Source organism: Agrobacterium sp. 22-210-1 (genome assembly GCF_053522525.1).
Genome location: NZ_JBNWCI010000004.1, coordinates 16949 through 43076 on the forward strand (window position 1 = coordinate 16949; position 26128 = coordinate 43076).

Here is a 26128-nt window from a genome sequence, read left to right on the forward strand (position 1 = left end):
GGGAGCCTAGTCGCCCGAGGGTTTGCCGCGCATTTTCTTGATATCGGAGCGACCGGACTTCGCCTTGAGACGACGCTCCACAGAACCCTTGGTGGGTTTGGTGGCCTTTCGCACCGGCGGCGGCGGGGCGGCGGCTTCGAGGATCAGCTCCTTCAGCCGTTCGCGCGCATCTTCGCGATTGCGCTCCTGGCTGCGAAACCGGCTCGCCTCGATCATCAGCACGCCGTCTTTCGACACACGTCTGCCACCCAGACGCAGGGCATTCGCCTTCACCCGTTCCGACAGGGAGGGCGAATTGGCGATGTCGAAAAACAGCTGGACCGCCGTCGAGACCTTGTTGACGTTCTGGCCGCCCGGCCCGCCAGCCAGCACGAATTGCTCCGTCAGCTCCCAGCCGGCAATGGTGATACGGTTGCTGATGTAAAGCGGGTCGCTGGCCATGATCTTTCTCCGCGCCGGTGATGCCACAGAACGCGCGAAATGAAAACAGTGGCCAGAATCAAGAGCCCGGCAAAAAAGAAACCCGGCACAAGGCCGGGTTCCCTCCTCCTCACATATGAGGCTTCATTCATTCAGCCGCGAGCAGAAGGCCCGGCGCTGCGTCGCGAACCTTGCTGTCGACGTGGTCTTCGAACTTGGTGAAGTTCGTGACGAACATCGACACCAGCTTCTTCGCCTGCGCGTCATAGGCTGCGCCATCGGCCCAGGTCGAACGCGGATCGAGGATTGCGCTGTCAACGCCATCAAGCGACAGGGGTACGGCGAAACCGAAATTCGCATCGGTGCGGAACTCGGCATCCTTCAGCTCGCCGGTGAGTGCGGCCGTCAGAAGCGCGCGGGTCGCTTTGATCGGCATGCGCTTGCCGATGCCATAAGCGCCGCCGGTCCAGCCGGTGTTGACCAGCCAGCAATCGACGCCGTGCTTGCCAATCAACTCGCGCAGCAGGTTGCCGTATTCCGCCGGATGGCGCGGCATGAAGGGGGCGCCGAAGCAGGTGGAGAAGGTCGCTTCCGGTTCCGTTACGCCCTTTTCCGTGCCGGCAACCTTTGCGGTGTAGCCGGAGAGGAAGTGGTACATGGCCTGTTCCGGCGTCAGCCGGGCAATCGGCGGCAGCACGCCGAAGGCATCGGCCGTCAGCATGATGATCGTCTTCGGATGACCGGCAATGCCCGTTTCCGATGCATTCGGAATGAAGTGCAGCGGGTAGGCGCTGCGGGTGTTTTCCGTCAGTGAATTGTCATTGAAATCAGGAACGCGGTTTTCGTCGAGCACGACGTTTTCAAGAACCGTGCCGAAACGACGGGTCGCAGCATAGATTTCCGGCTCGGCTTCGGCCGAAAGCTTGATCGCCTTGGCATAGCAGCCACCTTCGAAATTAAAGATGCCGTGCTCGCCCCAGCCATGTTCATCATCGCCGATAAGCGTGCGCGAAGGGTCAGCCGAAAGCGTGGTCTTGCCGGTGCCGGACAAACCGAAGAAGACGGCGGAATCACCCTCAGGACCGACATTGGCCGAGCAATGCATCGGCATCACGCCCTTGGCCGGCAGAAGGTAGTTCAATACCGTAAAGACCGACTTCTTGTTTTCACCGGCATAGGAAGTCCCGCCGATGAGGACGAGGCCATTGGTCAGGTCGCAGGCGATGACGGTTTCCGAACGGACGCCGTGACGGGCCGGATCGGCCTTGAAGCTTGGCAGGTTGATGATGGTGAGTTTCTGCTTGAAGCCCGCCAGTTTTTCCTGCTTCGGACGGATCAGCAGATTGCGGATGAACAGCGAATGCCAGGCAAGCTCGGTGACGACGCGAGTCGGTAGCGCATTTTCCTCATCGGCGCCGCCGATCAGGTCCTGAACATAGAGGGTCTTGCCGGCGGCATGGGCCAACATGTCCTGACGCAGCAGCTCGAAGTTTTCTGGCGACAGCGGCTTGTTATTGTCCCACCAGATGGTGTTCTCGGTGGAAGCGTCGCGAACGACGAATTTGTCCTTCGGCGAACGGCCCGTGTGCTGGCCGGTGACGGCGCGCAGCGCGCCATCAATGGTCAGTTCGGCCTCGCCGTTGCGGATCGCCTCTTCGTATAATTCGCTCTCATTGAGGTTATAAAAGACGCGGGAGGCCTCGCCCAGTCCGAGTTCCGCAACTCCATTGGCAGGATTATGAACCCCAAGCTCGTTCATGACGCGTTCCTTGTTAATGACGGTAAGGACGTTGAAATTTTCACGGAAAATACGTGGCGGCTTTTGGAAACGCAAGAGCCGAACTTTAAAAAACTTAGTGATTTCAATATATTAATCGATTTAAAAGATTTTATTTCTTTTTAAATCGGTTGAAGACGCATTAAAATCCAGCTGCGGCGTTTTCACGAAATCCGCTCGCCGCACCCTTACGATTTTGGGGCGAGTTTTCCTTTGCCACAATTTGTTCCACCTTTATACTCAAGAGAGTGGCTCGCGGCGCACAACCTGGCTGGGTGAATGTCGGGAGTTACGAGAAAATGACGATGGAGACCAACTACATGCAGACGATCGCGCTTGTCGACGATGACCGGAATATTCTGACTTCGGTATCGATCGCGCTCGAAGCCGAAGGCTACCGGGTCGAAACGTATACGGACGGCGCCTCCGCGCTTGACGGGTTGATCGCCCGTCCGCCGCAGCTCGCCATTTTCGATATTAAGATGCCCCGCATGGACGGCATGGAGCTTTTGCGGCGCCTGCGTCAGAAATCGGATCTGCCGGTGATCTTCCTCACCTCCAAGGATGAAGAGATCGATGAATTGTTCGGCCTGAAGATGGGCGCGGATGACTTCATCACCAAACCCTTCTCGCAGCGCCTTCTGGTGGAACGCGTCAAGGCGATCCTGCGCCGCGCCAGCAGCCGCGATGCCGCGCCAGCAACTGGCGGCGCACTAAAGCCGACGGCGGACCAGCAGGCCCGCACGCTGGAGCGCGGGCAGCTCGCCATGGACCAGGAACGCCACACCTGCACCTGGAAGGGCGAACCGGTAACACTCACCGTCACCGAATTCCTCATCCTGCACTCGCTGGCGCAGCGGCCGGGCGTGGTGAAAAGCCGCGACGCGCTGATGGACGCCGCTTATGATGAGCAGGTTTATGTGGATGACCGCACCATCGACAGCCACATCAAGCGCCTTCGCAAGAAGTTCAAACTGGTCGATGGCGACTTCGATATGATTGAAACGCTTTATGGCGTAGGATATCGCTTCCGCGAAGCGGCCTGAATCGGCACGCAAATCGGAAGAGACCACCCGAAGAGTGGTGGCGAGGACTTAAATACGTGCTGAAGAAAACGCCGGAAACCGTCTCGGATAGCGACGATGCCGAAGAACGCGGCAGCGAACGCCGCCATCGTATCCATCCGCTGACGATCATCCGGCGCATTTTCGGCAATGCGGTGTTTTCCAGCCTCACGCGCCGTATTCTTTTCTTCAATGTCGCGGCGACGGTCGTTCTGGTCGGCGGTATTCTCTATCTCAACCAGTTCCGTGAGGGGCTGATCGACGCGCGGGTCGAAAGCCTTCTGACGCAGGGCGAAATCATTGCCGGCGCGATTTCGGCTTCCGCTTCGGTCGATACCAATTCGATCACCATCAATCCCGAAAAGCTTCTCGAATTGCAGGCGGGGCAGAGCATCACCCCCGCTCCCAATGACGAGGATTTGAGCTTCCCGATCAATCCGGAACGGGTGGCGCCAGTGCTGCGACGGCTGATTTCACCGACGCGCACCCGCGCACGGCTCTTCGATGCCGATGCCAATCTGCTGCTCGATTCGCGCCATCTTTATTCACGCGGACAGGTTCTGCGCTTCGATCTGCCGCCGGTAACACCGGAAACCCAGACCTGGGGCGACTGGTTCACCAGCATGTTCAACCGTATGCTGCAGCCGAGCAGCCTTCCGCAATATAAGGAGGCGCCTGGCGGCGACGGTTCGATCTATCCGGAAGTCATGAATGCGCTGACCGGTGTGCGCGGCGCGGTCGTGCGCGTCACCGAAAAGGGCGAGCTGATCGTTTCAGTCGCCGTGCCGGTGCAACGCTTCCGGGCCGTGCTCGGCGTCTTGCTGCTCTCCACGCAGGCGGGCGATATCGACAAGATCGTGCATGCGGAGCGCCTGGCCATCATGCGTGTTTTCGGCATCGCCACGCTGGTCAATATCGTTCTGTCGCTGCTTCTGTCATCGACCATCGCCACACCGCTGCGGCGGCTTTCGGCCGCCGCGATCCGTGTACGCCGCGGGGCGCGAACGCGTGAGGAGATACCGGATTTTTCGGCACGTCAGGATGAAATCGGCAACCTGTCGATTGCCCTGCGTGAAATGACGACGGCGCTTTACGACCGTATCGACGCAATCGAAAGCTTCGCCGCCGACGTCAGTCATGAACTCAAGAACCCGCTGACCTCGCTGCGCAGCGCCGTGGAAACCCTGCCGCGCGCGAAAACCGAAGAGTCGAAGCAACGGCTGACCGAGATCATCTTCCATGATGTACGCCGCCTCGACCGCCTGATCAGCGACATTTCGGACGCGTCGCGGCTCGATGCCGAGCTGGCGCGCGCCGATGCCTCGCCGCTCGACCTCGATGTGCTGATGAAGGGGCTGGTGGACATATCCCGCCAGATCAGCACCAAGAAGAAAAGCGTGGCAATCGACTATGTGGCCGACCGGAAGGCCGGAAGCAAAACCTCTTTCGTGGTGAATGGCCACGACCTTCGCCTCAGCCAGATCGTCACCAATCTGATCGAGAATGCCCGTTCTTTCGTGTCAGAAGAAAGTGGCCGCATCACCGTGCGTCTTTCCCGCCACAAGGATCGCTGCCTCGTGCAGGTGGAAGACAATGGACCCGGCATTCAGGCCGAAGATATCGACCGGATTTTCGAACGGTTTTACACAGACCGACCGGCAAGCGAAGGCTTCGGCCAGAATTCCGGCCTTGGCCTTTCCATCAGCCGCCAGATCGCCGAAGCCCATGGCGGCAGCCTCAGGGCGGAAAATGTCGTCGACAAATACGGCGTGATTTCCGGCGCGCGCTTCACCCTGTCGCTGCCGGCGGCCGAAACCCATGAACGCTGAACGCTTCAACCTGCACGCCACCGCCATCACCGTTCAAAACACGGGAATCCTCTTTACGGGACCATCCGGCAGCGGCAAAAGCGAGCTTGCCTTCAGTTTTCTGACCGAGGCTGAACGCTGCGGATTGCCGGCGGCGTTGATCGCGGACGATCAGATTTTCGTGTACCGCGACGGCGAACACATCATTGCCGAGCGGCCGCAAACGATTGCCGGCCTGCTGGAGTTGCGCGGCAGCGGCATTGTTTCGCTCAACAGCGTTGCGAGCGCTCCACTACATTTTGCGGTTACGACAGTTCTTTCACCGGAAAATCCGAGACTTCCCGAAGATGACGAAGCGTTTTTGCTGCCCTGTGGCGGGCATATTCCGCTTCTGCGCATTCCGCTTGCAAGTCTTACGCCCTATGGAAAATTTGCTGCACTTGCTCAGAATCTTTTTAAAACGAATGTGAAGTGACGATGATTCGGGCGATTTTAGGCTTGCGATTCGCATTTTCCTCATCAAGATGAAATCCCACCGATGGACAGGATTGCCGCGTTGCGATAGTCGGCAATGAGAGTGCGTGTGCAAGGGAGCATTTCATGATCGGACTAGTGCTTGTCACCCATGGCAAGCTGGCTGAGGAGTTTCGCCATGCGTTGGAGCATGTCGTCGGTCCCCAGAAATTGATCGAGACGGTTTGTATCGGTCCCGAAGACGACATGGATCAGCGCCGGCAGGATATCATCGACGCCGTTGCGCGTGCCAATGATGGCAATGGTGTTATCATACTGACGGACATGTTCGGTGGCACACCGTCCAATCTCGCAATCTCCGTCATGAATAACGGCAATGTCGAAGTCATCGCCGGGGTCAATCTTCCCATGCTGATCAAGCTTGCCGGCGTTCGCAGCGAGGACAATATGGACAAGGCCCTTCAGGATGCATCCGATGCCGGCCGCAAATATATCAACGTCGCCAGCCGCGTTTTAAGCGGCAAGTGAGAAGTCAGCCCATGTCGCCTCTCTCCCGGGAATTGCCGATCATCAACAAGCGCGGTCTCCACGCCCGGGCATCTGCGAAATTCGTTCAGATGGTCGAGGGCTTCGATGCGACGATCACGGTTTCCAAGGACGGCATGACCGTCGGTGGCACTTCCATCATGGGCCTGATGATGCTGGCGGCCAGCCCCGGCTGCAGCGTCTATGTCGAGGCAAGCGGCAATCAGGCGTCGGAGGCGCTGGCCGCATTGGAAGCTCTGGTGGCCGACCGCTTCGGCGAAGAAGCCTGAGCCAGCAACATATAAAGACATAAAGACCTCTTTATATCATCATTGCCAGATCGTTTGTGGCCTGCTAAACCGCTGCTACGTTTAAAAGCTGGGCCAACAGGCGTGGCATTCTGATCTGGAGAACTTCATGAGCCTTGAGAAGGACTACATTGTCGCCGACATCAACCTTGCCGCATTTGGCCGCAAGGAGCTGGACATCGCCGAAACCGAAATGCCCGGCCTGATGTCCTGCCGCAAGGAGTTCGGCGAAAGCAAGCCGCTGAAGGGCGCACGTATCACCGGTTCCCTTCACATGACGATCCAGACCGGCGTTCTCATCGAAACGCTGAAGGAACTGGGCGCAGACGTTCGCTGGGCCTCCTGCAACATCTTCTCGACGCAGGATCATGCGGCAGCGGCCATTGCAGCGGCTGGCATTCCGGTCTTCGCCGTCAAGGGTGAAAGCCTGACGGAATATTGGGAATATACCGACAAGATCTTCCAGTGGACCGATGGCGGTCTGTCCAACATGATCCTCGACGATGGCGGCGATGCCACCATGTACATCCTGCTTGGCGCACGTGCCGAAGCTGGCGAAGACGTTTTGTCCAATCCCGGCTCTGAGGAAGAAGAAATTCTTTTCGCGCAGATCAACAAGCGCCTGAAGGCTTCTCCCGGCTGGTTCACCAAGCAGCGCGACGCACTGAAGGGCGTTACCGAAGAAACGACGACGGGCGTTCATCGTCTTTACGATCTCAGCAAGAAGGGCCTCCTGCCGTTCCCGGCCATCAACGTCAATGACAGCGTCACCAAGTCGAAGTTCGACAATAAATACGGCTGCAAGGAATCTCTGGTAGACGGCATTCGTCGTGCAACCGACGTGATGATGGCCGGCAAGGTCGCCGTCGTTTGCGGTTACGGCGATGTTGGCAAGGGCTCTGCCGCCTCGCTGCAGGGTGCCGGCGCCCGCGTCAAGGTCACCGAAATCGACCCGATCTGCGCGCTTCAGGCTGCCATGGATGGTTTTGAGGTCGTTCGCTTGGAAGACGTCATTTCCTCGGCGGATATCTTCATCACGACCACCGGCAACAAGGACGTGATCCGCATCGAGCATATGCGCGAGATGAAGGACATGGCGATCGTCGGCAATATCGGCCACTTCGACAACGAGATTCAGGTCGCATCGCTGCGTAACCTGAAGTGGACGAACATCAAGCCGCAGGTCGACATGATCGAGTTCCCGAAGGGCAACCGCATCATTCTTCTGTCCGAAGGTCGCCTGCTGAACCTCGGCAATGCCACCGGCCACCCGTCCTTCGTCATGTCTGCGTCCTTCACCAACCAGGTGCTTGGCCAGATCGAGCTCTTCACCAAGCAGGGCGAATACAAGAACGAAGTTTACGTGCTGCCGAAGCACCTCGATGAGAAGGTCGCGCGTCTTCACCTTGAGAAGCTCGGTGTGCGGCTAACTGAACTTTCCGATCTGCAGGCAGATTATATCGGCATCTCCAAGGAAGGCCCGTTCAAGGCCGAACACTACAGATATTAATATCATAGTTAATATCCACTGAAATTACACAACATCTAGATGCCGCGCACTTGACAAAGTGCGCGGCATCTTTTTTGCGCGCTCCCTTTCCGCAGATTTATGAAGGCGGTATTGTCATCAGACTTGATTCGGACACGCCAAAGGGCGGCGGGGACGAAATGGGATGTCTTGTCGAAGATGCGGCACATAGGACGGAGACAGACCGGGGATGACGGTTCACAATTCGGATCTGCGCGAGCAGACAGTTCAACGCGTTGAAAACACGCAAGCTGGCGTGGCATTGAGCGCGCAGGTTCTGGCGCATTGCCGGCTGGCGATCAGCGCGGTCCGGACAGGCTTTTCACGGCTTCCCGTGCTGATGTCGGGGACGATCCTTGCCGGTTCGGCAAGTGTCGCGCTGGCGCAGGATGGCCTTGTTGCCAAGACGGGTGCGCGGCTGTTCTCCTCCGGCGAAACAATCACCTATTCGCTCTTTGTCGGCATGCTTTCGGCGACGCTGTTTTCCGTCGTCTGGCTGGTGCGCCAGCGCGGCAATATAGAGTCGGAAAGCAGTGAATACCGCAAGGCCCTTGCCGAAACCCATCACAAGATCGCCAAATACGAGGCGCTGATTTCCGATAAGGGCCGGCGCATCGTTATCTGGGACGGCGCTGACAAGCGGCCCGAATTTCTGGGGCAATTGCCCGTGGAGACCGGCGCGCCGCAAGCGGATCATGATTTTCTGGCCTTCGGGCGCTGGCTGAAACCGTCCTCTGCGAGCCAGCTTGAAAAATCCCTCGAAAAACTTCGCAGCCACGCGCAGAGTTTCGACCTGACCATCGAGACGCAGCGCGGCGAAGTCATTGAAGTTCAAGGCCGGGTCTCCGGCGGCAATGCATTTGCACGTTTCGTCGCGCTTAATAATCTGCGCGCCGAACTTGCTGAATTGCAGGTGGAGCGCGAGCGTTTGATCGCCTCGGTCTCGACGTTTCAGGACCTTCTGAATTCCATCGAACAGCCCGTCTGGCGCCGCAATGGCGAAGGCGAGCTAACCTGGGTCAACCATGCCTATGCGCAGGCCGTGGATGCGCGCGATGCCGATCAGGCCGTTCTTGAAAAACGCGAGCTGTTGAACACCGTTACCCGGCAGAAGATACGCGCCGCCGCAACGCCGGAATCACCCTATCACGATCGCATTTCGACCGTGGTCTCCGGCAACCGCACCTTCTTCGACGTTGTCGATATCAAGACCGCGGCGGGTTCGGCCGGTATCGCCATCGATGCCACCGAAACGGAAACAATCAGCGAAGAACTCAAGCGGGTTCTCAAGAGCCATGCCGAAACGCTGGATCATCTGGCGACGCCCGTCGCCATCTTCGACGGCCGGCAGCGGCTGCAATTCTACAATCAGGCTTTTGCGACCCTTTGGGGTCTCGATCTGGTTTTCCTCGAATCCGGTCCTGATAATTCCGAGCTTCTCGACAGGCTGCGCACCGCCGGCAAATTGCCCGAACAGCTGAATTGGAAAAACTGGAAGGAGACGGCCCTCGCCGTTTACCGTTCGCTCGATACCAAAACCGATCTCTGGCACCTGCCGAATGGGCAGACGCTGCGGGTCATCGCGACCGCCCATCCGCAGGGTGGCGCGACCTGGGTTTTTGAAAACCTGACCGAACAGGTCGACCTGCAGATGCGCTACAACACGCTGGTGAAGGTGCAGGGCGAAACCATCGACCATCTGGCTGAAGGTGTGGCCGTGTTCGGTGCGGATGGCCGCATTCGCCTCTCCAACCCGGCATTCCGGGCGCTCTGGGGTGTAACCTCCGAGCAGGCGGAAACAGGCACCCACATCCGTGCCCTCGAAACCGCCTGCGCACAATCCTATGACAGACCGGATGGCTGGCGCGCCTTTAGCCAGTTCATTACCAGTTTTGACGATGAGCGCCCGTCCAAACAGGGTACGCTCGAACTGCTCTCCGGTCTCGTACTCGATTTCGCGATCATTCCGCTGCCGGATGCGCAGACCATGCTGACCTTCGTCAACATGACCGACAGCGTGCGGGCGGAAAGGGCGCTCAAGGAAAAGAACGACGCACTTCTGAAGGCCGACGAGCTGAAGAACGATTTCGTTCAGCATGTTTCCTACGAATTGCGCTCGCCGCTGACGAATATTATCGGTTTCACCGACCTCCTGAAGACGCCCGGCATTGGCCAGTTGACGGACCGGCAGGCGGAATATCTCGACCATATTTCCACCTCGTCCTCGGTGCTTTTGACCATAGTCAACGATATTCTCGATCTTGCGACCGTCGATGCCGGCATCATGCAGCTGAATTATTCAGACAATGATCTGAACGAATTGCTTGAAGACGTTTCTGTGCAGATTGCCGATCGCCTGCAGGAGAGCGGCATTTCGCTTGAAATCGTCGCGCCGGCTCATCTTGGCAGTCTGGTGGCCGATCACCAGCGCCTGAAGCAGATTCTCATCAAGCTCCTGACCAATGCAATCAACTTTGCGCCGGAAGGCTCCGCAGTTGAACTGTCGTGCCAGCGCAGCGAGGGCGACTTCCTGTTCTCGGTGGCGGATAAGGGCCCGGGTATTCCAGAAGACATGCTGAAGACCGTATTCGACCGCTTCGCGACACGCGGCAATGGTGGGCGGCGGACCGGCGCGGGGCTTGGCCTTTCCATTGTCGAGAGTTTTGTCAGCCTCCATCATGGCACGGTCAAAATCGATAGCCGCCCCGGCAACGGCACCATTGTCACCTGCCGCATTCCTTCCGGCACGCGCCCGCATTCCATCGCCGCAGAATGAGCGAAGACATCTTGCCGATCACTATTTCCCTTGAGGGAGAAAAAGATACCATCAGGCTCGGTGAAGACCTCGCGCTGGCATTGAAACCCGGCGATTGCCTGGCGCTGATCGGTGATCTCGGCGCCGGTAAATCCACACTTGCCCGCGCCTTCATCCGCGCGATGGCGGATGAGCCGGATCTCGAGGTTCCAAGCCCGACCTTCACGATCATCCAGACCTATTCCACTCGCATTCCGGTTGCCCATCTCGATCTTTACCGGCTTTCGGATGTCTCCGAACTGGACGAGCTCGGCATCGACGAGATGCTGGAGGACGGCGTCTGCCTGATCGAATGGCCGGATATCGCCACCGAGGTTTTGCCACCGGAGCAGACCGTCACGCTTCGGCTGACGCATTCCGGCGAGGGACGGCTGGCCTCCATCGAAGCTCCGGCAAAGCTGAAAGCACGGCTTGAACGGGTTTTCGCCATTCGCGAATTCCTCGCGAAAAATGGCAGAGGCGATGCGGCCCGGCGTTTTCTGAGCGGTGACGCTTCAACACGCGCCTATGAGACCATTTCCACTGACGGCCCTGACCTTATCCTGATGGACTGGCGACGCCCCATGAGAGGTGCGATCGTGGCTGATGGCAAGACCTATGCCGAAATCGCCCATCTTGCCCAGGATGCGCGCTCCTTCGTGGCAATCGGCGAGTATCTGCGAAACAGCGGCTTTTGCGCGCCAGAGCTTCTGGCAGCGGATATCGATCAGGGCATTCTCCTGCTGGAGGATCTGGGGCGCGACGGGGTGCTTGCGCCGGACGGAACGCCGATAGAAGAACGTTATCTGCAGAGCGTCGCCTGCCTCGCAGCCCTTCATCAGACCCCGCGACCCGACCTGCTGCCGGTGATTGACGGCAGCACCTACAAGGTTCCTCCCTTCGATCGCCAGGCGATGAAAATCGAAGTCTCGCTGCTGGCGGAATGGTATCTTCCTCACAAACGCGGCAAGCCGCTCACCGATAGCGAGAAGAGCGACTATTACGCCCTGTGGGATAGTCTGATCGACTCACTCGCTTATTGTGAAACGGGGCTCCTGCTGCGCGATTTCCATTCACCCAACCTTCTCTGGCAGGCGCAGAATAGCGGCATTCGACAGGTTGGCCTGATCGATTTTCAGGACGCGATGATCGGCCCGACCGCCTATGATCTCGCCTCCATCGTGCAGGATGCCCGGGTTACCATCGAACCCGAACTGCAGGCGCATCTGCTTTCGCATTATCTCGATAGCAGAAGAAACACGCCTTCATTTGATGAGGCCGCTTTCCTCAAGGCTTTTGCTATCATGTCGGCGCAGCGCAACTGCAAGCTTGCCGGTATCTGGGTGAGGTTGTTGGAACGGGATCGAAAACCCGGTTATATGAAACATATGCCGAGGACGTTCCGCTATCTTGCCGCGGCGCTTTCGCATCCGGAACTTGAGCCTCTTCGAGACTGGTGTGTCGGTATGGGTATGGAATTCAACGACTGAAAGACGGTTGACGACGATGACGATCAAAAACGCGATGGTGCTGGCCGCGGGGCTTGGCACGCGGATGCGCCCGATCACGGATACGATCCCGAAGCCGCTCGTCAAGATCGCCGGCAAGCCGATGATCGACTATGCGCTCGACGCCCTTGTGGAAGCCGGGGCGGAGACGATCGTTGTCAATGTGCATCACCACGCAGATCAGATGATCGCCCATCTGGAGCACCGCTCCGACGCCAAAATTCTGATCTCCGACGAGCGGGCGCAGCTGATGAATTCCGGCGGCGGGCTTGCCAAGGGTCTGAAGCTTCTGGAACCCGGCCCGGTCTTCGTCATGAATGCCGATCTATTCTGGATCGGCGAGCAATTGAATGCGGTCAGCAACCTGCGCAAGCTTGCGCAATTCTTCGATCCGGAGCGCATGGATATGGCCCTGCTCTGTGTCGATATGGATCGTACCACCGGTCATAACGGCAAAAGGGATTTCAACCTTTCTGACGACGGTAAATTGGTGCGGTATTGCGATGGCGACCCAAACCCGGTGGTTTATGCCGGCGCCATCGCCATGGATTCGCGCCTGCTTTATGATGCGCCGGCGGATGCCTTCAACCTCAACATCTATTTCGACCGCGCCATTAAAAAAGACCGGCTTTCCGGGATTTCGCTTGACGGACACTGGATCACCGTCGGCACGCCCGATGCGATAGAAGACGCAGAAAACATCATCCGGCAATTCAGGGAAAAACGCTCGGCATGACGACGTCCCGCCCCGAAAAGCGCGTCCTGACGATCGCTGCGGGAACACCGTTCCTCAAAACGCTCGCGGAAACGCTGTGTGACGGGACACTGACAGCCAGCTATAGATACGATCCTGCCGATCCGCTTTCACTGGCCAAGGTGACGATCTATGTGCCGACGCGGCGCTCGGCCCGCGTGCTGCGCTCCGAATTCGTTGATCTTCTGGGCGGCCGATCCGCCATTCTGCCGCTGATCCGGCCGCTTGGCGAAACGGACGATGACAGCGGCTTCTTCGAGATCGAAAATCCTGAGATCATGGATCTCGCGCCACCGATTTCCGGCATCGGCCGGCTGATCGAACTGGCGCGTCTTATTCTGGCCTGGCGCAACAGCCTGCCGGACGCCATCCGGGCGATCCATTCGGATTCGCCGCTCGTCGCCCCCGCCAGCCCTGCGGACGCCATATGGCTGGCGCGTGCGCTTGGCGAGGTGATTGATGCCATGGATACGGAAGAAAAGGATTGGGAAGCGCTTCAGCATCTCGATACCGGCGAACATGCGCAATGGTGGCAGCTGACGGCGGATTTCCTGAAGATTGCCAGCGTCTTCTGGCCCGCGCGCCTTGCTGAACTCAACCGCTCCTCGGCCGGCCGGCATCGAAACGGCATCTTACGGGCCGAGGCAAACCGGCTTGCCAATTTGCCGGATACCGGACCGATCATCGTGGCCGGGTCTACGGGCTCCATTCCGGCCGCAGCCGACCTCATCGCCGCCGTTGCCGACTTGCCGCAGGGCGTCGTCGTGCTTCCGGGGCTTGATCTTGCCATGTCAGAGGAGCAATGGGAGGCAATTGCCGAGGACCCGACCGACCCTTCGAGCCGCACCCATTCGCAATACGGGCTCTATATACTGCTGCAGAAGCTCGGCATCCTACGCGACGACGTGGATCAGATCGGAGCCATAGATAGCGATCTTGAAAAACGCGCGGCCGTATTTTCGGCGGCGCTGGCGCCGGCCAAGTCCACCAGCGACTGGAACCGGTGGCGCGAAGACAGGGACCCCGGTTTCTTCGATGAGGCTTTTGCAGCGGCCACACTGATAGAAGCCGCCAACGAGCGCGAAGAGGCAACCGCCATCGCGGTGGCGCTCAGGCTGGCGCTGGAAGCTCCCGGTGCCGGACGTCCTTCGCAGGCAGCACTGATAACACCCGACCGCGGATTGGCGCGGCGGGTGGCGACGGAACTGCAGCGCTTTGGCATAGAGGCCGACGATTCGGCGGGTACGCCACTTTCTGCCACACCGCAGGCCGGACTGACGCAACTGGCGCTGGAAGCGATCCTGAGGCCCGGAGACCCGGTGCCGATCATTTCACTTCTAAAGCATCCACTCTCCCGTTTCGGGCTTTCCGAGGCAGCTTTCACACAAGCCTCGAAAGCGCTGGAACTCATAGCACTGCGTGGCGGCCGCGTCGAAACCGAAATCGGTAATCTGGAAGCGGTTCTGGAGGCACAGCTGCTGGCGCAGCGCGATGATCGGCACCCACCTGCCTGGCGGCTGGCATTGCCGGAAGGAAGCCTTGAAGCAGCACGCGATCTGGCGCAGCGGATCGCTGTTGCAACCGAGCCGCTTGGTTCTGCCTTCGTCCGTCGCGATCGATCCGGCCGGGCCTTTACCGACAAACTGCCGCTCTCCCATTGGGCGGAGCGGACAGGCCGCGTGATTGAAGCGATCTGTGCGGATGAAAACAATGATCTTGCTGCGCTCTGGTCCGGCGAGGCTGGCGACACGCTTTCCGGCCTGTTCGGCGAATTGATGGAAAGCGGCGAAATCCTCGATGCGGATGGGCCACAATGGGCTGACATATTTGCGGCGCTGGTTGCCGGAGAATCGATCAAGCCGCGATCCATGCGTCATCCGCGCATCTTTATCTTCGGTGCGCTCGAAGCGCGGCTGCAAAGCGTCGATACAGTTGTGATTGGCGGCCTCAATGAAGGCCTCTGGCCGGGCCAAACGGCGAATAACCCATTCTTGTCCCGAACCATGAAGACAGCGATCGGACTGGAGCCGCCGGAACGGCGCATCGGCCAGCTGGCGCATGACTTTGAGATGGCGAACGGCACCCGGCAGATCTTTTACACCCGGGCGCTGAGGCAGGGCTCCACCCCTGCTGTCGCTTCTCGATGGCTGCAACGATTGCTGGCACTGGGTGGTGAGGATTTTGCCGGAGAGCTGAAGAAGCGCGGCGAGACCTATCGGCATTGGTCCGGTCTGATGGATGAAAGCATCGATCAGGATGCGGCAAAGCGCCCTGCCCCCAGGCCGCCGGCTGATCTGCAGCCAACCCGTTATTCCTTCAGCGAAGTGGGGCGGTTACGGCGCGATCCCTATTCGATCTATGCGCGGCGTATCCTGAAGCTCGACCCGCTCGAGCCCTTCAATCGCGATCCAAGCGCCGCCGATCGCGGCACGCTCTATCACGCGATCATCGAGCGCTATTCGCGGGAGGGACACATCCCCGGCACGCCGGCTTCGCTCGAGGCCATGCAGCGCATTCTGGACGAATGTTTCGACGCGGAAAACCTGCCGCCGCATGTGGATGTCATCTGGCGGCCACGTTTTGCGGCGGTGGCACGCGCCTTCATCGACTGGGAAAAGGACCGGCACCCATCCATTCGCCATAGTTTTTTCGAGGCACGCGCCGGGCAGAAAATCGCCGAGGCGGGTATAAGGCTGACCGGAATTGCCGACCGCATCGACATCAAGTCAAACGGTCACGCGGATATTATCGACTACAAGACCGGGCTTGCGCCATCCGTCAATCAGGCGCGCGCGCTGCTTGACCCACAGCTGGCGCTGGAAGCGGCGGCGCTGATGCGCGGGGCCTTCCGCGAAGCCGGATCGCCAACACCGGAAAACCTTATCTATGTGCGCCTGCGGCCGGGCGATCGTTTTTTTGCCGACCAGGTCAATAACGAACATTCCAGCCGCAGCGGCAAAAGACCGCCGAAATCGGCTATCGAACTGGCAACGGAATCGATCGAGCAGCTCGCCAAATTCGTGCGCTCGCTGCGCGAAGGCGAGAACGGTTTCGCCTCGCGGCTGGTGCCGGAAGAGCAACAATCCTATGGCGGGGAATATGACCACCTCGCCCGTGTTTCGGAATGGTCAACGGCGGAACCAGGAGACGGCGATGACGATTGATCCTGTCGATCACGGCCCCGCCGCCGACACGCCGGAAAGCTGGATCGACTGGACCAGCGCCCGGCAGCGGCTTGCCTCTGATCCGTCCAGTTCCGCATGGGTGTCAGCCAATGCCGGCTCCGGCAAGACCCATGTGCTGACCCAGCGCGTCATCCGCCTGCTCCTGGCCGGATGCCGCCCCTCGGCGATTTTGTGCCTCACCTATACCAAGGCTGCCGCGTCTGAAATGTCCAGCCGTGTCTTCGACCGGCTGGCGGAATGGGCAACGTTGCCGGATTCCGATCTTAGGGATCGCATCACCGCTATCGAAGGCAAAGCGCCAGATCGCATAAAGCTTGCTGAAGCGCGGCGGCTATTCGCCAAGGCGCTGGAAACGCCGGGCGGGCTGAAAATCCAGACCATTCACGCTTTCTGCGAGGCTCTGCTGCATCAGTTTCCACTGGAAGCCAATGTAGCGGGCCATTTTTCCGTTCTCGATGACCGCGCCGCCACGACCCTGCTGGCCGAAGCCCGCCGCTCTCTTCTGACGGCGGTTTCGACAGGAGGCGACACGGAACTGGCGCAGGCGCTTGCCTATGTGCTCGATCTTGCCGACGAAAGCGGGCTGGAATCTCTGCTCTCCGCCATCATCGCCAATCGCAGCGCCCTTCGCGCCTTTCTGCTCGAGGCAAAACAATCCGGCGGCATCGATGCCCGTTTGCGGCAGGCGATGCAGATCGATCATGAGGAAACCGAGGAAACGGCGGCGGCGGCCTTCTGGCCCCTGCCCGGTCTTTCCGGGCTCGCGCTTGACACCTATCTGACGCTTGCCGACGAGGTGGGCGGATCGCGCGTCATCGATGTTGCTTATGCGCTGCGGGAAGCGAAACGGCAGTCGGACCCAGTGCGGCGTATGGAGTTCATCGAGGCCGCGCTGCTGACGGCCAAGGGTGAGAAAAAATCGGATGCCTATGTCATCAACAAGGGGATGCAGAAATCCGCCCCTGATCTTGTCGATGCGCTGACGCTGGCGCGGGACCATGTTGTCTCCTGCCGCAACCGATATCGTCTGGTGCGGATGCTGGCGGCGACAAAATATGCCCTTGTTCTGGCAGAGAGGCTGATCGGCGATTTCGAAGACCTGAAAAAACAGCGAAGCCAGCTCGATTTCGAAGACCTGATCGAGCGCGCGGCCAATCTCCTCAACCGCGATACGGCCGGCGCCTGGGTACATTACAAGCTGGATCAGGGCATCGACCATATTCTCGTCGACGAGGCGCAGGATACCAGCCCGGTACAATGGTCGATCATCCAGTCGCTTGCTGCGGATTTCTTCACGGGCGAGAGCGCCCGCATGGGGCGGCGCACGCTGTTTGCCGTGGGCGATGAAAAACAGTCGATCTATTCCTTCCAGGGCGCGCGGCCGGAACGGTTTTCGCAGGAGCGCGAAGAGACCAAAAGGCGCGTGGATTCCGTGGAGCAGGCGTTTCACCGCATCCGCCTGCCGCTGTCCTTCCGGTCCACGGAGGATGTGCTGGCCGCCGTCGATCAGGTCTTTTCAGATCCGAGTAACGCCAGCGGTCTTAGCGCCGATAACGAGCCGGTGGAGCACCGATCCAACCGCGCCGGCCATCCCGGCACCGTGGAAGTTTGGGACATGGTGGCACCGGAAACCGCCGAAGATGAAGAGGATTGGACAGCGCCCTTCGATGCGCTGCGGGAAAGCGCTCCGGCCACAATCGTCGCCCGAAGGATCGCCGCACGCATCGCCGAGATGATCGGAAGCGAGACCATCATTGAAAAGGGCGTCGAGCGTGCTGTCGAGCCGGGCGACATTCTGGTGCTGGTCAGAAAACGCCACGCCTTCGTCAATGCGCTGACCCGCGAGCTGAAACGGCGCAAGAATATTCCCGTTGCCGGTGCAGATCGCCTTCGCCTGACCGACCACATTGCCGTGCAGGATCTTCTGGCGCTCGGCCGTTTCGTGGTGCTGCCGGAGGATGATCTTTCGCTTGCCGCACTGCTGAAGAGCCCGCTCTTCAACCTGACGGAAGATGATGTCTTCGAGATCGCCGCGACGCGATCGGAGACGGAGAGCGTATGGCAAAGGCTACAGGTCCTTTCGCGGGAAGAAAACAGTCACCTTTCCCCCGTTGTCGGTAAGCTGGGCGGTTTCATCGCGCTTTCGAAAACGGCCACCGTGCATGATTTCTTCGCGGCGGTTCTGACACTGCATGATGGGCGCAAGAAATTCCTCGGCCGGCTCGGTAACGAAGCGAGCGACGTTCTGGACGAGTTCCTGTCCTTTGCGCTGGACCACGAAAGGACAGGCCTGCCCGGCCTGCAGGCTTTTCTGTCCGTTCTGGAGACTGATTCGCCTGAAGTAAAGCGCGAGCAGGACAAGGATCGTGGCGAAGTACGGATCATGACCGTACATGCCTCCAAGGGCCTCGAAGCACCGGTCGTTTTTGTCGTCGATGGTGGTTCGAAAGCCTTCAACCACAGCCATGTGCCGAAACTGCGCTTCATAGAAGCGGATGGGGACACAGTCCCGGTCTGGCTGCCCGGCAGCGGCTTTTCCAATCATCTCATTCGCTCGGATGAGGAGCGCCTGAAGACGGCCGCGGAAGACGAATATCGACGGCTGCTGTATGTGGCGATGACCCGCGCCGCCGATCATCTGGTCGTTTGCGGTTATCGTGGCCAGAAAGAAAACCCGGAATGCTGGCACGCCATCGTCAAGGCGGCGCTTGCCGATAATCAGGATCACTGCCAGCCGCAGCAGTTCGTAGCCGATGGCGAGGAATGGCAGGGGCTTGTCTGGCGCAAGTCCGAAGCTCGCTCGACACTTGCCCCGCAGACTGTGCCAGAACCGCAGCGAGATGAAGATTACACTCTTCCGGCGGGACTTCTTGCCCCCTTGCCGGCCCTGCCCTCTCTGCCCAGACCGCTAAGCCCTTCCGGTGCGGGCACCATCATCGATGACGGCGCGGACGATCTTGCCGTGCGTTCACCGCTGTTTGGCGAAAAAGCCGATGTCTCCTCTCTGGCGTTGCAACGGGGCCGACTGGTGCATCGCATGCTGCAGGCCCTGCCCGATTTTGCCGAGAGTGAACGGGAAGCCGCGGCGCGGCGTTATGCTGAACGGGCAGCCCGTTTCTGGCCTCCCGACGAGCGCGAGTATCTGATACGGGCGGTCTTGCGGGTTCTGTCCGAACCGGTGGTGCAACCGGCCTTTTCCGCCAACAGCCGTGCGGAAATATCGATCATGGGCACGATGACGATCGGCCGACAGCAATATGCGGTGTCGGGCCGTATCGACCGGCTGGCGGTGAATGGCGACCGCGTCATTCTGGTGGATTTCAAAACGAACCGCGTTCCTCCACGTGAAGCACGTGAGATCCCCTATTCCCACGTAGCGCAGCTTGCCATCTATCGGGAAATTCTGGCACCGCTTTATCCCGGCAAGGAATTTGTCTGCGCGCTGATCTATACGGAAAATGCCAGTTTTGTGACGGTTGGTGATGATGCGATGAGAGAGGCTCTTGCCGCAATAAAGACAAAGTGAGATACCGGGGCATTGAAATTCCGACGCGCCCGCATCACATGCGATAGCGGAAAAGTTTAGCTGAAAGGAGAGCCAGATATGGCTACCGTAAAAGTCGACGCCGCCAACTTCCAGTCCGAAGTCCTCGAATCCGCCGAACCCGTTGTGGTGGATTTCTGGGCCGAATGGTGCGGCCCGTGCAAGATGATCGCGCCGAGCCTTGAAGAAATTGCATCTGAGCTTGCCGGCAAGGTCAAGGTTGCAAAGCTCAACATCGATGAAAACCCGGAACTGGCCGCCAAGTTCGGCGTTCGCTCGATCCCGACGCTCGCCATGTTCAAGGGCGGCGAAGTGGCCGATATCAAGGTAGGTGCTGCACCCAAGACAGCGCTTTCCGCCTGGATTTCCGGCGCCGCATAAGCCATTTTTTTTGGAATGAAAAAAGCCCGGCATCACTGCCGGGCTTTTTTATTGGGGAACCGTGCCGTTCAATGCAAGCGCATTTCCGGCAAGATAAAGCGATCCGCCGATCAGGATGCGCGGCGGTGGCCCTTCCGGATCGAAGCGGCGGGAAAGCTCATCCAGCGCCTCGGTAAGAGACGAGGTCGGTGCCGCGACCAGCCCGGCATCAAAGGCCGCATGGGCGAGCACGACAGGATCAATCGCCGCATCCGTGCCGCCGATCGGCACGGTGAAGACATATTCGGCAATATCGGCGAAAGCCTTGAAATAGCCCACCGGATCCTTGGTATTGATCATACCGGCGATGATGAACAGCGGCCGTGGTGTCTTCTCCTCGAACCCCGCCATCGCCTCGGCAATGACTTCGCCCGCACCGGGGTTGTGACCGCCATCGACCCAGATTTCCGAATCCTTCGGAGCCATTTCAGCGATTTTGCCGGTCAGGATGCGCTGAAGACGGCCGGGCCACTCCACTGACGTCATGGCCTTTTCGATCATCCGCTCCGTTACCTCAAAACCGGCGGCCTTGACGGCACGGATCGCGGCGGCGGCATTGGCAAGCTGGTGGCGGCCGGGAAGCCGCGGCAGCGGCGCATCGGTCAGGCCGTATTCATCCTGATAGACCATGCGGCCGAATTCTTCATGGGCGGAAAAATCCTGCCCGTAGACTGCCACCGGGCAGCCGAGCCGCTCCGCCGTGGCGACGAGCGTTTCCAGAGCCGCATCATATTCCTGATGGCCGATGACGACGGGGGAACCCGACTTCATGATCCCGGCCTTTTCGGCGGCGATTAGCTCCACGCGGTCACCGAGATAGGCCTGGTGGTCCAGCGAGATCGGCATGATGACCGACACGGCAGGATTGTTGATTACATTGGTCGCATCAAAGCGGCCGCCCAGACCAACCTCGACAACGGCGGCATCAGCGGGCTGTTCCGCAAAGAGTACGAACATTGCGGCGGTCAGAATTTCGAAAACCGTTATCATCTGGCCGCCATTGGCAGCTTCAATACGGCGCAGCGCATCCGCAAAGACCTCGTCCTCGACATACTGGCCCTTATTGCCGGTAACGCCGATGCGATACCGTTCATGCCAGTTCACGAGATGCGGAGAGGTATGGACGTGGACGGAAAGACCTGCGGCCTCCAGTAAAGCACGACAAAAGGCCGTGACCGAACCCTTGCCGTTCGTGCCTGCCACATGAATAACGGGCGGCATCCTCTTCTGGGGATTTCCGAGTTTTTCGAGAAGACGGGAAATTCTGTCGAGTGAAAGATCGAACCCCTTGGGGTGGAGCTGCATCAGCTCTTCAATGATCTTCTCGGCCTCACTGATCGCGGGCTTCGTCATGTCTTCTGTTCGCCTTTCAGGCGTTTTGCTTGCCATTTGTCCGCCGCACCAAAGATGAAATCATGCAACGTATAGCATCATCCCGAAGGCCATTCAGGCCTTCGGGCGACATATTTTTGCTCAGGCCGAAGCGGCCAGCGGTACGACAGCGTTTGCGTTGTCAGCAGGCGCCTTGGTCATGATCTTAAGCAGATTGGCCAGCGTATCCGGGATTTCGCGACGGTCGATCACCATGTCGACCATGCCGTGCTCCAGAAGATATTCCGATGTCTGGAAACCTTCCGGCAGCTTTTCGCGAATGGTCTGCTCGATCACACGCTTGCCGGCGAAGCAGATTTCCGCACCCGGCTCGGCGATATGAACATCGCCCAGCATGGCATAGGAAGCGGTCACACCACCGGTCGTCGGGTTCGTCAGAACCACGATGTAGGGCATGCCGGCTTCTTTCAGCATATTCACTGCAACGGTCGTACGCGGCAGCTGCATCAACGAAAGAATGCCTTCCTGCATGCGGGCCCCACCGGAGGCCGGGAACATGACGAGCGGGCAACGCTCGGAAATGGCGCGCTCGAATGCCTTGACGATGGCTTCGCCGGCAGCAATGCCCAGAGAGCCCCCCATGAACTGGAATTCATGCACGACGGCAACGATCTTCAGGCCTTTCAGGAGGCCGACGCCGGCAAGGATCGTATCTTCCTGCTCGGTCTTCGTGCGGCTGTCACGCAGGCGATCGGTGTATTTCTTGGAATCGCGGAACTTCAATGGGTCCTGCGCCACCTTCGGCTGCGGCAGAGCCTCATAGACACCGCCATCGAAAAGATCGACGAGACGCGCCTTTGCCGGCATCTTCATGTGATAACCCGAGGCCGGGATAACCCACTTGTTATCCTCGAGATCCTTGTGGAAGACCATCTCGCCCGTTTCCGGGCACTTGATCCACAGGTTCTCCGGAACCTCCGGACGGCGGCCAAGCATGGAATTGATCCGGGGCCGAACGTAATTGGTGATCCAGTTCAATCAATTACTCCTTGACTGAGCCGCGCTTATTCCGCAGCGGCAAGGCGCGACGCACGCACGCCCGTTGAAAGTCCCTTTACCAGCGTCGTGACGGCCGGCACGGTATCTGCGGTCGCCTGCCCGTCCTTGGTCAGGCTGCCGGCAATCTGGTTGACGATGGCCGAACCGACCACCACACCATCCGCCACAGCACCGATCGCTTTCGCATGATCGGCCGTCTTGACACCAAAACCGACACAAACCGGCAGTTCCGTATGCGCCTTGATACGACCGACCGCGCCCGAGATCAACGAGGGATCGGGCAGCGCGGAACCGGTAATACCGTTCATCGAGACATAATAAACGAAACCTGAGGTATTTTTAAGAACGGCAGGCAGACGCTTGCCATCCGTCGTCGGCGTGGCGAGACGGATGAAATTCACACCCCGCTCAAGAGCCGGAACGCAAAGCTCGTCATCCATTTCCGGCGGCAAATCGACCACGATCAGACCATCGACGCCGGCTGCCAGCGCATCTTCCAGAAACCTGTCGACGCCGTAAATATAGATCGGATTGTAATATCCCATCATAACGATCGGGGTCGCATCGTCTTGCCTGCGGAATTCGCGGGCGAGATCGAGCGTGGTTTTCAGCGTCTGGCCGCCTTTGAGTGCACGTTGTCCGGCCAGCTGGATTGCCGGGCCGTCCGCCATGGGATCGGAAAACGGCATGCCAAGCTCGATAATGTCGGCTCCTGCCTCCGGCAGCGCCTTCATGATGCCGAGCGAGGTTGCGAAATCCGGGTCACCACCCATGAAATAGGTGATCAGGGCCGGGCGATTTTCAGCGCGCAGATCGGCGAAGCGCTTGTCCATACGTGCGGTCATGGTCTTATACATCCATTCCAAGGAACTTGCTGACGGTGTGGACATCCTTGTCGCCGCGACCGGACAGGTTCATCAGGATGATCTCATCCTTGCCCATCTTCGGCGCGCGCTTGATGACCTCAGCCAATGCGTGGCTCGGCTCCAGTGCCGGAATGATGCCTTCAAGGCGGGTCAGCATCTGGAAGGCGTCCAGCGCTTCATGGTCCATGATCGGCACATATTCGACACGGCCAATATCATTCAGCCAGGAATGTTCAGGGCCGATGCCGGGATAATCGAGACCGGCGGAAATGGAGTGGCCTTCCTTGATCTGGCCGTCCTCGTCCTGAAGCAGATAGGTGCGGTTGCCGTGCAGAACACCGGGCGACCCGGCGGTGATGGAAGCGCAGTGCTCGTCGCCCGAAAGGCCCTTGCCACCCGCTTCGACGCCGACGATGCGGACATTCTTGTCATCGAGGAACGGGTGGAAAATGCCGATGGCATTCGAGCCGCCGCCGACAGCCGCCACGACCAGATCCGGCAAGCGGCCTTCCGCCTCCAGCATCTGTGCCTTGGCTTCCTCGCCGATGACAGCCTGGAAATCACGGACCATTTCCGGATAGGGATGCGGGCCGGCGGCGGTGCCGATCAGATAGTATGTATCGTCGACATTGGTGACCCAGTCGCGTAGCGCCTCGTTCATGGCGTCCTTCAGGGTGCCGTGGCCAGCCGTCACCGGCTTCACTTCGGCACCGAGGAGCTTCATGCGGAACACGTTCGGGGCCTGACGGGCAACATCGGTCGCGCCCATGTAAACGACGCAAGGCAGGCCGAAACGTGCGGCAACGGTGGCTGAGGCAACCCCGTGCTGACCGGCACCGGTTTCGGCGATGATGCGGGTCTTGCCCATGCGCTTGGCAAGCAGGATCTGGCCGAGGCAATTGTTGATCTTATGCGAGCCGGTGTGGTTCAGTTCTTCGCGCTTGAAATAAATCTTCGCGCCGCCGAGTTCCGCGGTCAGGCGCTCCGCGAAATAAAGCGGGCTCGGACGACCGGTGTAATGAGCGCCGAGATATTTCAGTTGCGCCTGAAATTCGGGATCGTCCTTAGCCTTGTCCCATTCCGCCTGCAAATCCAGAATGAGCGGCATCAGCGTTTCGGCAACGAAGCGACCTCCGTAAATGCCGAAACGGCCGTCCTCATCGGGACCAGCGCGGAAAGAATTGGGTGTTGGCGCGTCGTTCACTTCAAGCTCCCTTTGGGCCTTTCGACCAATCATTCACCACATCAAAAAATGCGTCGATCATGGCCAGATCCTTGACGCCCGGTGCGCTTTCGACACCGGACGATAAATCTAATCCGCTCGCCCTGGTCTCCGCCAGAGCTTCAGCGACATTGTCCTTGTTCAGCCCTCCGGAAAGCATGTAATCCACACTTCCGTCAAGAGAGCGAAGGATGGTCCAGTCGAAGGAAACACCGTTGCCGCCCGGCAGGTTAGAGCCGGCAGGCGCCTTGGCATCCAGCAGGAAACGGTCGGCGATGCCGATATAAGGGTCGATTTTGGCAAGATCAGCGGCATCACGAATGGAAATGGCCTTCATGACAGGCAGGCCATATAGCGCCTTGATATTCAGCAGTCGCTCCGGGCTTTCGCTGCCGTGTAATTGCAGGATATCCGGTTTTACGAGATCGACGATCTCATCGAGATAATCATTATCAGCATTGACGGTGACGGCAACAACCTTGGCGGCGCCACGGACGTCGTCCGCCAGCCTGGCAGCGATATCGGGCTCGATGTTGCGCGGGCTTTTTTCAAAGAAGATAAAACCGACATGGGACGCACCGCGCCTGACGGCGCGCTCCAGCGCTTCCGGTGTCTTCAATCCGCAAATCTTGATATCCGGTTTCATACCCGCGACCTGACATGAAATGCGACGAGAGTCGAGCCAAATCGCATTCGTCTATGGAATGTTTCACGTGAATCCAGATGGCGATCCGCGTCTCCGGTTTCAATCGAAATCGATGGCGTGGAGTTTAGAGCCATGGCGTTTCAGCCAACCCTTGGCTTCTTCCGTATGCGGGCAAAGCTTTTCACATAGAGCCCAGAATTTCGGGCCGTGGTTCATTTCCCTGAGATGCGCGACCTCATGGGCGGCGAGATAATCGATGACCTTTTCCGGAGCCATGACAATGCGCCAGGAGAAACTCAGGTTGCCATCATGGGAACAGGAGCCCCAGCGGCTGCGGGTATCCTTCATGCTGATGGAACGCACCGGCCGGCCGGCCGCACGCGCATGAACCGCAACCAGTCTTTCCAGATCGGCCTTTGCTTCTTTTTTGAGGAAAGTTGCGATCCGCCGTCTCAGATGTTCCGGCGCGCCGCTGACTTTCAGAATGGCCGCGCCGTCCGCGTCTTTAGAAAAATGGGTCAAGCCGCGCAGGCTGCCGGTATGGTCTATGCGGTGGGGTATGCCGCGAATATCGATGGTCGCGCCGGGACGCAGACCGTCATCCGGGTTGAATTTCAGAAGCTTGCCTTCCAGCCAGCCTTGATGCCTTTCGAGAAAATCATCAACCTGGCCGTGGTGAAGTCCCATCGGGATCGTCAGCTTCAGTGCCCGGCCACCGGGTTCAATACGCAGGGTAATGCGGGTGGCGCGCGGGTTTTCCCTTACCGTGATCGGCACCTGTCTGCCCGCCACCGCAACAGTGCGCTGGCTGGGTGCGGCCTTTTTGGCCGCTGGCGATTTCACGGATTTTCCGAAGAGCGAAAACATGCGCTGTTCATAGCCGATTCGCCGCCG

General features: G+C 59.1%; 20 protein-coding genes. 12 read left to right on the plus strand and 8 right to left on the minus strand.

Annotated elements, in window-relative coordinates; translation table 11 throughout:
* Positions 1–6: 6 nt before the first annotated feature.
* Both arfB and ACQZ5F_RS22335 read right to left on the minus strand, forming a co-directional pair.
* Positions 7–441, minus strand: coding sequence for an alternative ribosome rescue aminoacyl-tRNA hydrolase ArfB (arfB, locus tag ACQZ5F_RS22330; RefSeq protein WP_046799733.1), 435 nt, complete (start codon positions 439–441; stop codon positions 7–9).
* 127 nt (positions 442–568) lie between these two features.
* Positions 569–2179, minus strand: a complete 1611-nt coding sequence (locus ACQZ5F_RS22335) for a phosphoenolpyruvate carboxykinase (protein WP_137085579.1) — start codon at positions 2177–2179, stop codon at positions 569–571.
* A gap of 338 nt (positions 2180–2517) precedes the next feature.
* On the opposite strand from ACQZ5F_RS22335, the gene chvI reads away from it, so the two are divergent.
* From chvI to trxA, 12 genes are all read left to right on the plus strand, one after another.
* On the plus strand, positions 2518–3243 hold the full coding sequence (gene chvI / locus ACQZ5F_RS22340; RefSeq protein ID WP_080842436.1) for a two-component system response regulator ChvI: 726 nt from the start codon (positions 2518–2520) through the stop codon (positions 3241–3243).
* A gap of 56 nt (positions 3244–3299) precedes the next feature.
* Entirely contained in the window at positions 3300–5090 is a 1791-nt protein-coding gene (chvG, locus tag ACQZ5F_RS22345) for a two-component system sensor histidine kinase ChvG (protein WP_046799731.1), read from the plus strand.
* Positions 5080–5544: an HPr kinase/phosphorylase gene (locus tag ACQZ5F_RS22350; RefSeq protein ID WP_046799730.1), complete on the plus strand. Its 465-nt coding sequence runs from the start codon at positions 5080–5082 to the stop codon at positions 5542–5544. Before chvG ends, ACQZ5F_RS22350 begins: the two co-directional genes overlap by 11 nt.
* Before the next feature lie 125 nt (positions 5545–5669).
* Complete coding sequence (locus ACQZ5F_RS22355; protein ID WP_003505374.1) at positions 5670–6071, plus strand: PTS sugar transporter subunit IIA; 402 nt, start codon at positions 5670–5672, stop codon at positions 6069–6071.
* A gap of 11 nt (positions 6072–6082) precedes the next feature.
* Positions 6083–6358 carry an HPr family phosphocarrier protein gene (locus tag ACQZ5F_RS22360; protein WP_046799729.1) on the plus strand — a complete coding sequence of 92 codons (276 nt, stop codon included), beginning with the start codon at positions 6083–6085 and terminating at the stop codon, positions 6356–6358.
* A gap of 127 nt (positions 6359–6485) precedes the next feature.
* Entirely contained in the window at positions 6486–7886 is a 1401-nt protein-coding gene (gene ahcY / locus ACQZ5F_RS22365) for an adenosylhomocysteinase (protein WP_046799728.1), read from the plus strand.
* 208 nt (positions 7887–8094) lie between these two features.
* Positions 8095–10680, plus strand: a complete 2586-nt coding sequence (locus ACQZ5F_RS22370) for an ATP-binding protein (RefSeq protein ID WP_448731088.1) — start codon at positions 8095–8097, stop codon at positions 10678–10680.
* Complete coding sequence (tsaE, locus tag ACQZ5F_RS22375) at positions 10677–12188, plus strand: tRNA (adenosine(37)-N6)-threonylcarbamoyltransferase complex ATPase subunit type 1 TsaE (RefSeq protein WP_225244851.1); 1512 nt, start codon at positions 10677–10679, stop codon at positions 12186–12188. Before ACQZ5F_RS22370 ends, tsaE begins: the two co-directional genes overlap by 4 nt.
* 16 nt (positions 12189–12204) lie before the next feature.
* A complete protein-coding gene (locus ACQZ5F_RS22380) occupies positions 12205–12942 on the plus strand; it encodes a nucleotidyltransferase family protein (RefSeq protein WP_225339001.1) in 738 nt (245 codons plus the stop codon).
* Entirely contained in the window at positions 12939–16124 is a 3186-nt protein-coding gene (addB, locus tag ACQZ5F_RS22385; RefSeq protein ID WP_225339000.1) for a double-strand break repair protein AddB, read from the plus strand. The genes ACQZ5F_RS22380 and addB overlap by 4 nt, the downstream gene beginning before the upstream one ends.
* Positions 16114–19671: a double-strand break repair helicase AddA gene (gene addA / locus ACQZ5F_RS22390; protein WP_225338999.1), complete on the plus strand. Its 3558-nt coding sequence runs from the start codon at positions 16114–16116 to the stop codon at positions 19669–19671. The genes addB and addA overlap by 11 nt, the downstream gene beginning before the upstream one ends.
* A gap of 78 nt (positions 19672–19749) precedes the next feature.
* Positions 19750–20070, plus strand: coding sequence for a thioredoxin (gene trxA / locus ACQZ5F_RS22395; protein WP_046799722.1), 321 nt, complete (start codon positions 19750–19752; stop codon positions 20068–20070).
* A gap of 48 nt (positions 20071–20118) precedes the next feature.
* On the opposite strand, the gene ACQZ5F_RS22400 is transcribed toward trxA, so the two are convergent.
* The 6 genes from ACQZ5F_RS22400 to ACQZ5F_RS22425 all read right to left on the minus strand — a co-directional run bounded on the left by ACQZ5F_RS22400 (position 20119) and on the right by ACQZ5F_RS22425 (position 26101).
* Positions 20119–21498: a bifunctional folylpolyglutamate synthase/dihydrofolate synthase gene (locus tag ACQZ5F_RS22400; protein WP_225338998.1), complete on the minus strand. Its 1380-nt coding sequence runs from the start codon at positions 21496–21498 to the stop codon at positions 20119–20121.
* An 84-nt stretch (positions 21499–21582) separates the two neighbouring features.
* Positions 21583–22479, minus strand: coding sequence for an acetyl-CoA carboxylase, carboxyltransferase subunit beta (gene accD / locus ACQZ5F_RS22405; protein ID WP_046799720.1), 897 nt, complete (start codon positions 22477–22479; stop codon positions 21583–21585).
* A 26-nt stretch (positions 22480–22505) separates the two neighbouring features.
* A complete protein-coding gene (gene trpA, locus ACQZ5F_RS22410; protein ID WP_046799768.1) occupies positions 22506–23345 on the minus strand; it encodes a tryptophan synthase subunit alpha in 840 nt (279 codons plus the stop codon).
* 4 nt (positions 23346–23349) lie between these two features.
* A complete protein-coding gene (trpB, locus tag ACQZ5F_RS22415; RefSeq protein WP_046799719.1) occupies positions 23350–24570 on the minus strand; it encodes a tryptophan synthase subunit beta in 1221 nt (406 codons plus the stop codon).
* A 1-nt stretch (position 24571) separates the two neighbouring features.
* Positions 24572–25234: a phosphoribosylanthranilate isomerase gene (locus tag ACQZ5F_RS22420; RefSeq protein ID WP_225338997.1), complete on the minus strand. Its 663-nt coding sequence runs from the start codon at positions 25232–25234 to the stop codon at positions 24572–24574.
* Between the two features lie 99 nt (positions 25235–25333).
* Positions 25334–26101 carry a M48 family metallopeptidase gene (locus ACQZ5F_RS22425; RefSeq protein WP_052818635.1) on the minus strand — a complete coding sequence of 256 codons (768 nt, stop codon included), beginning with the start codon at positions 26099–26101 and terminating at the stop codon, positions 25334–25336.
* Positions 26102–26128 lie beyond the last annotated feature (27 nt).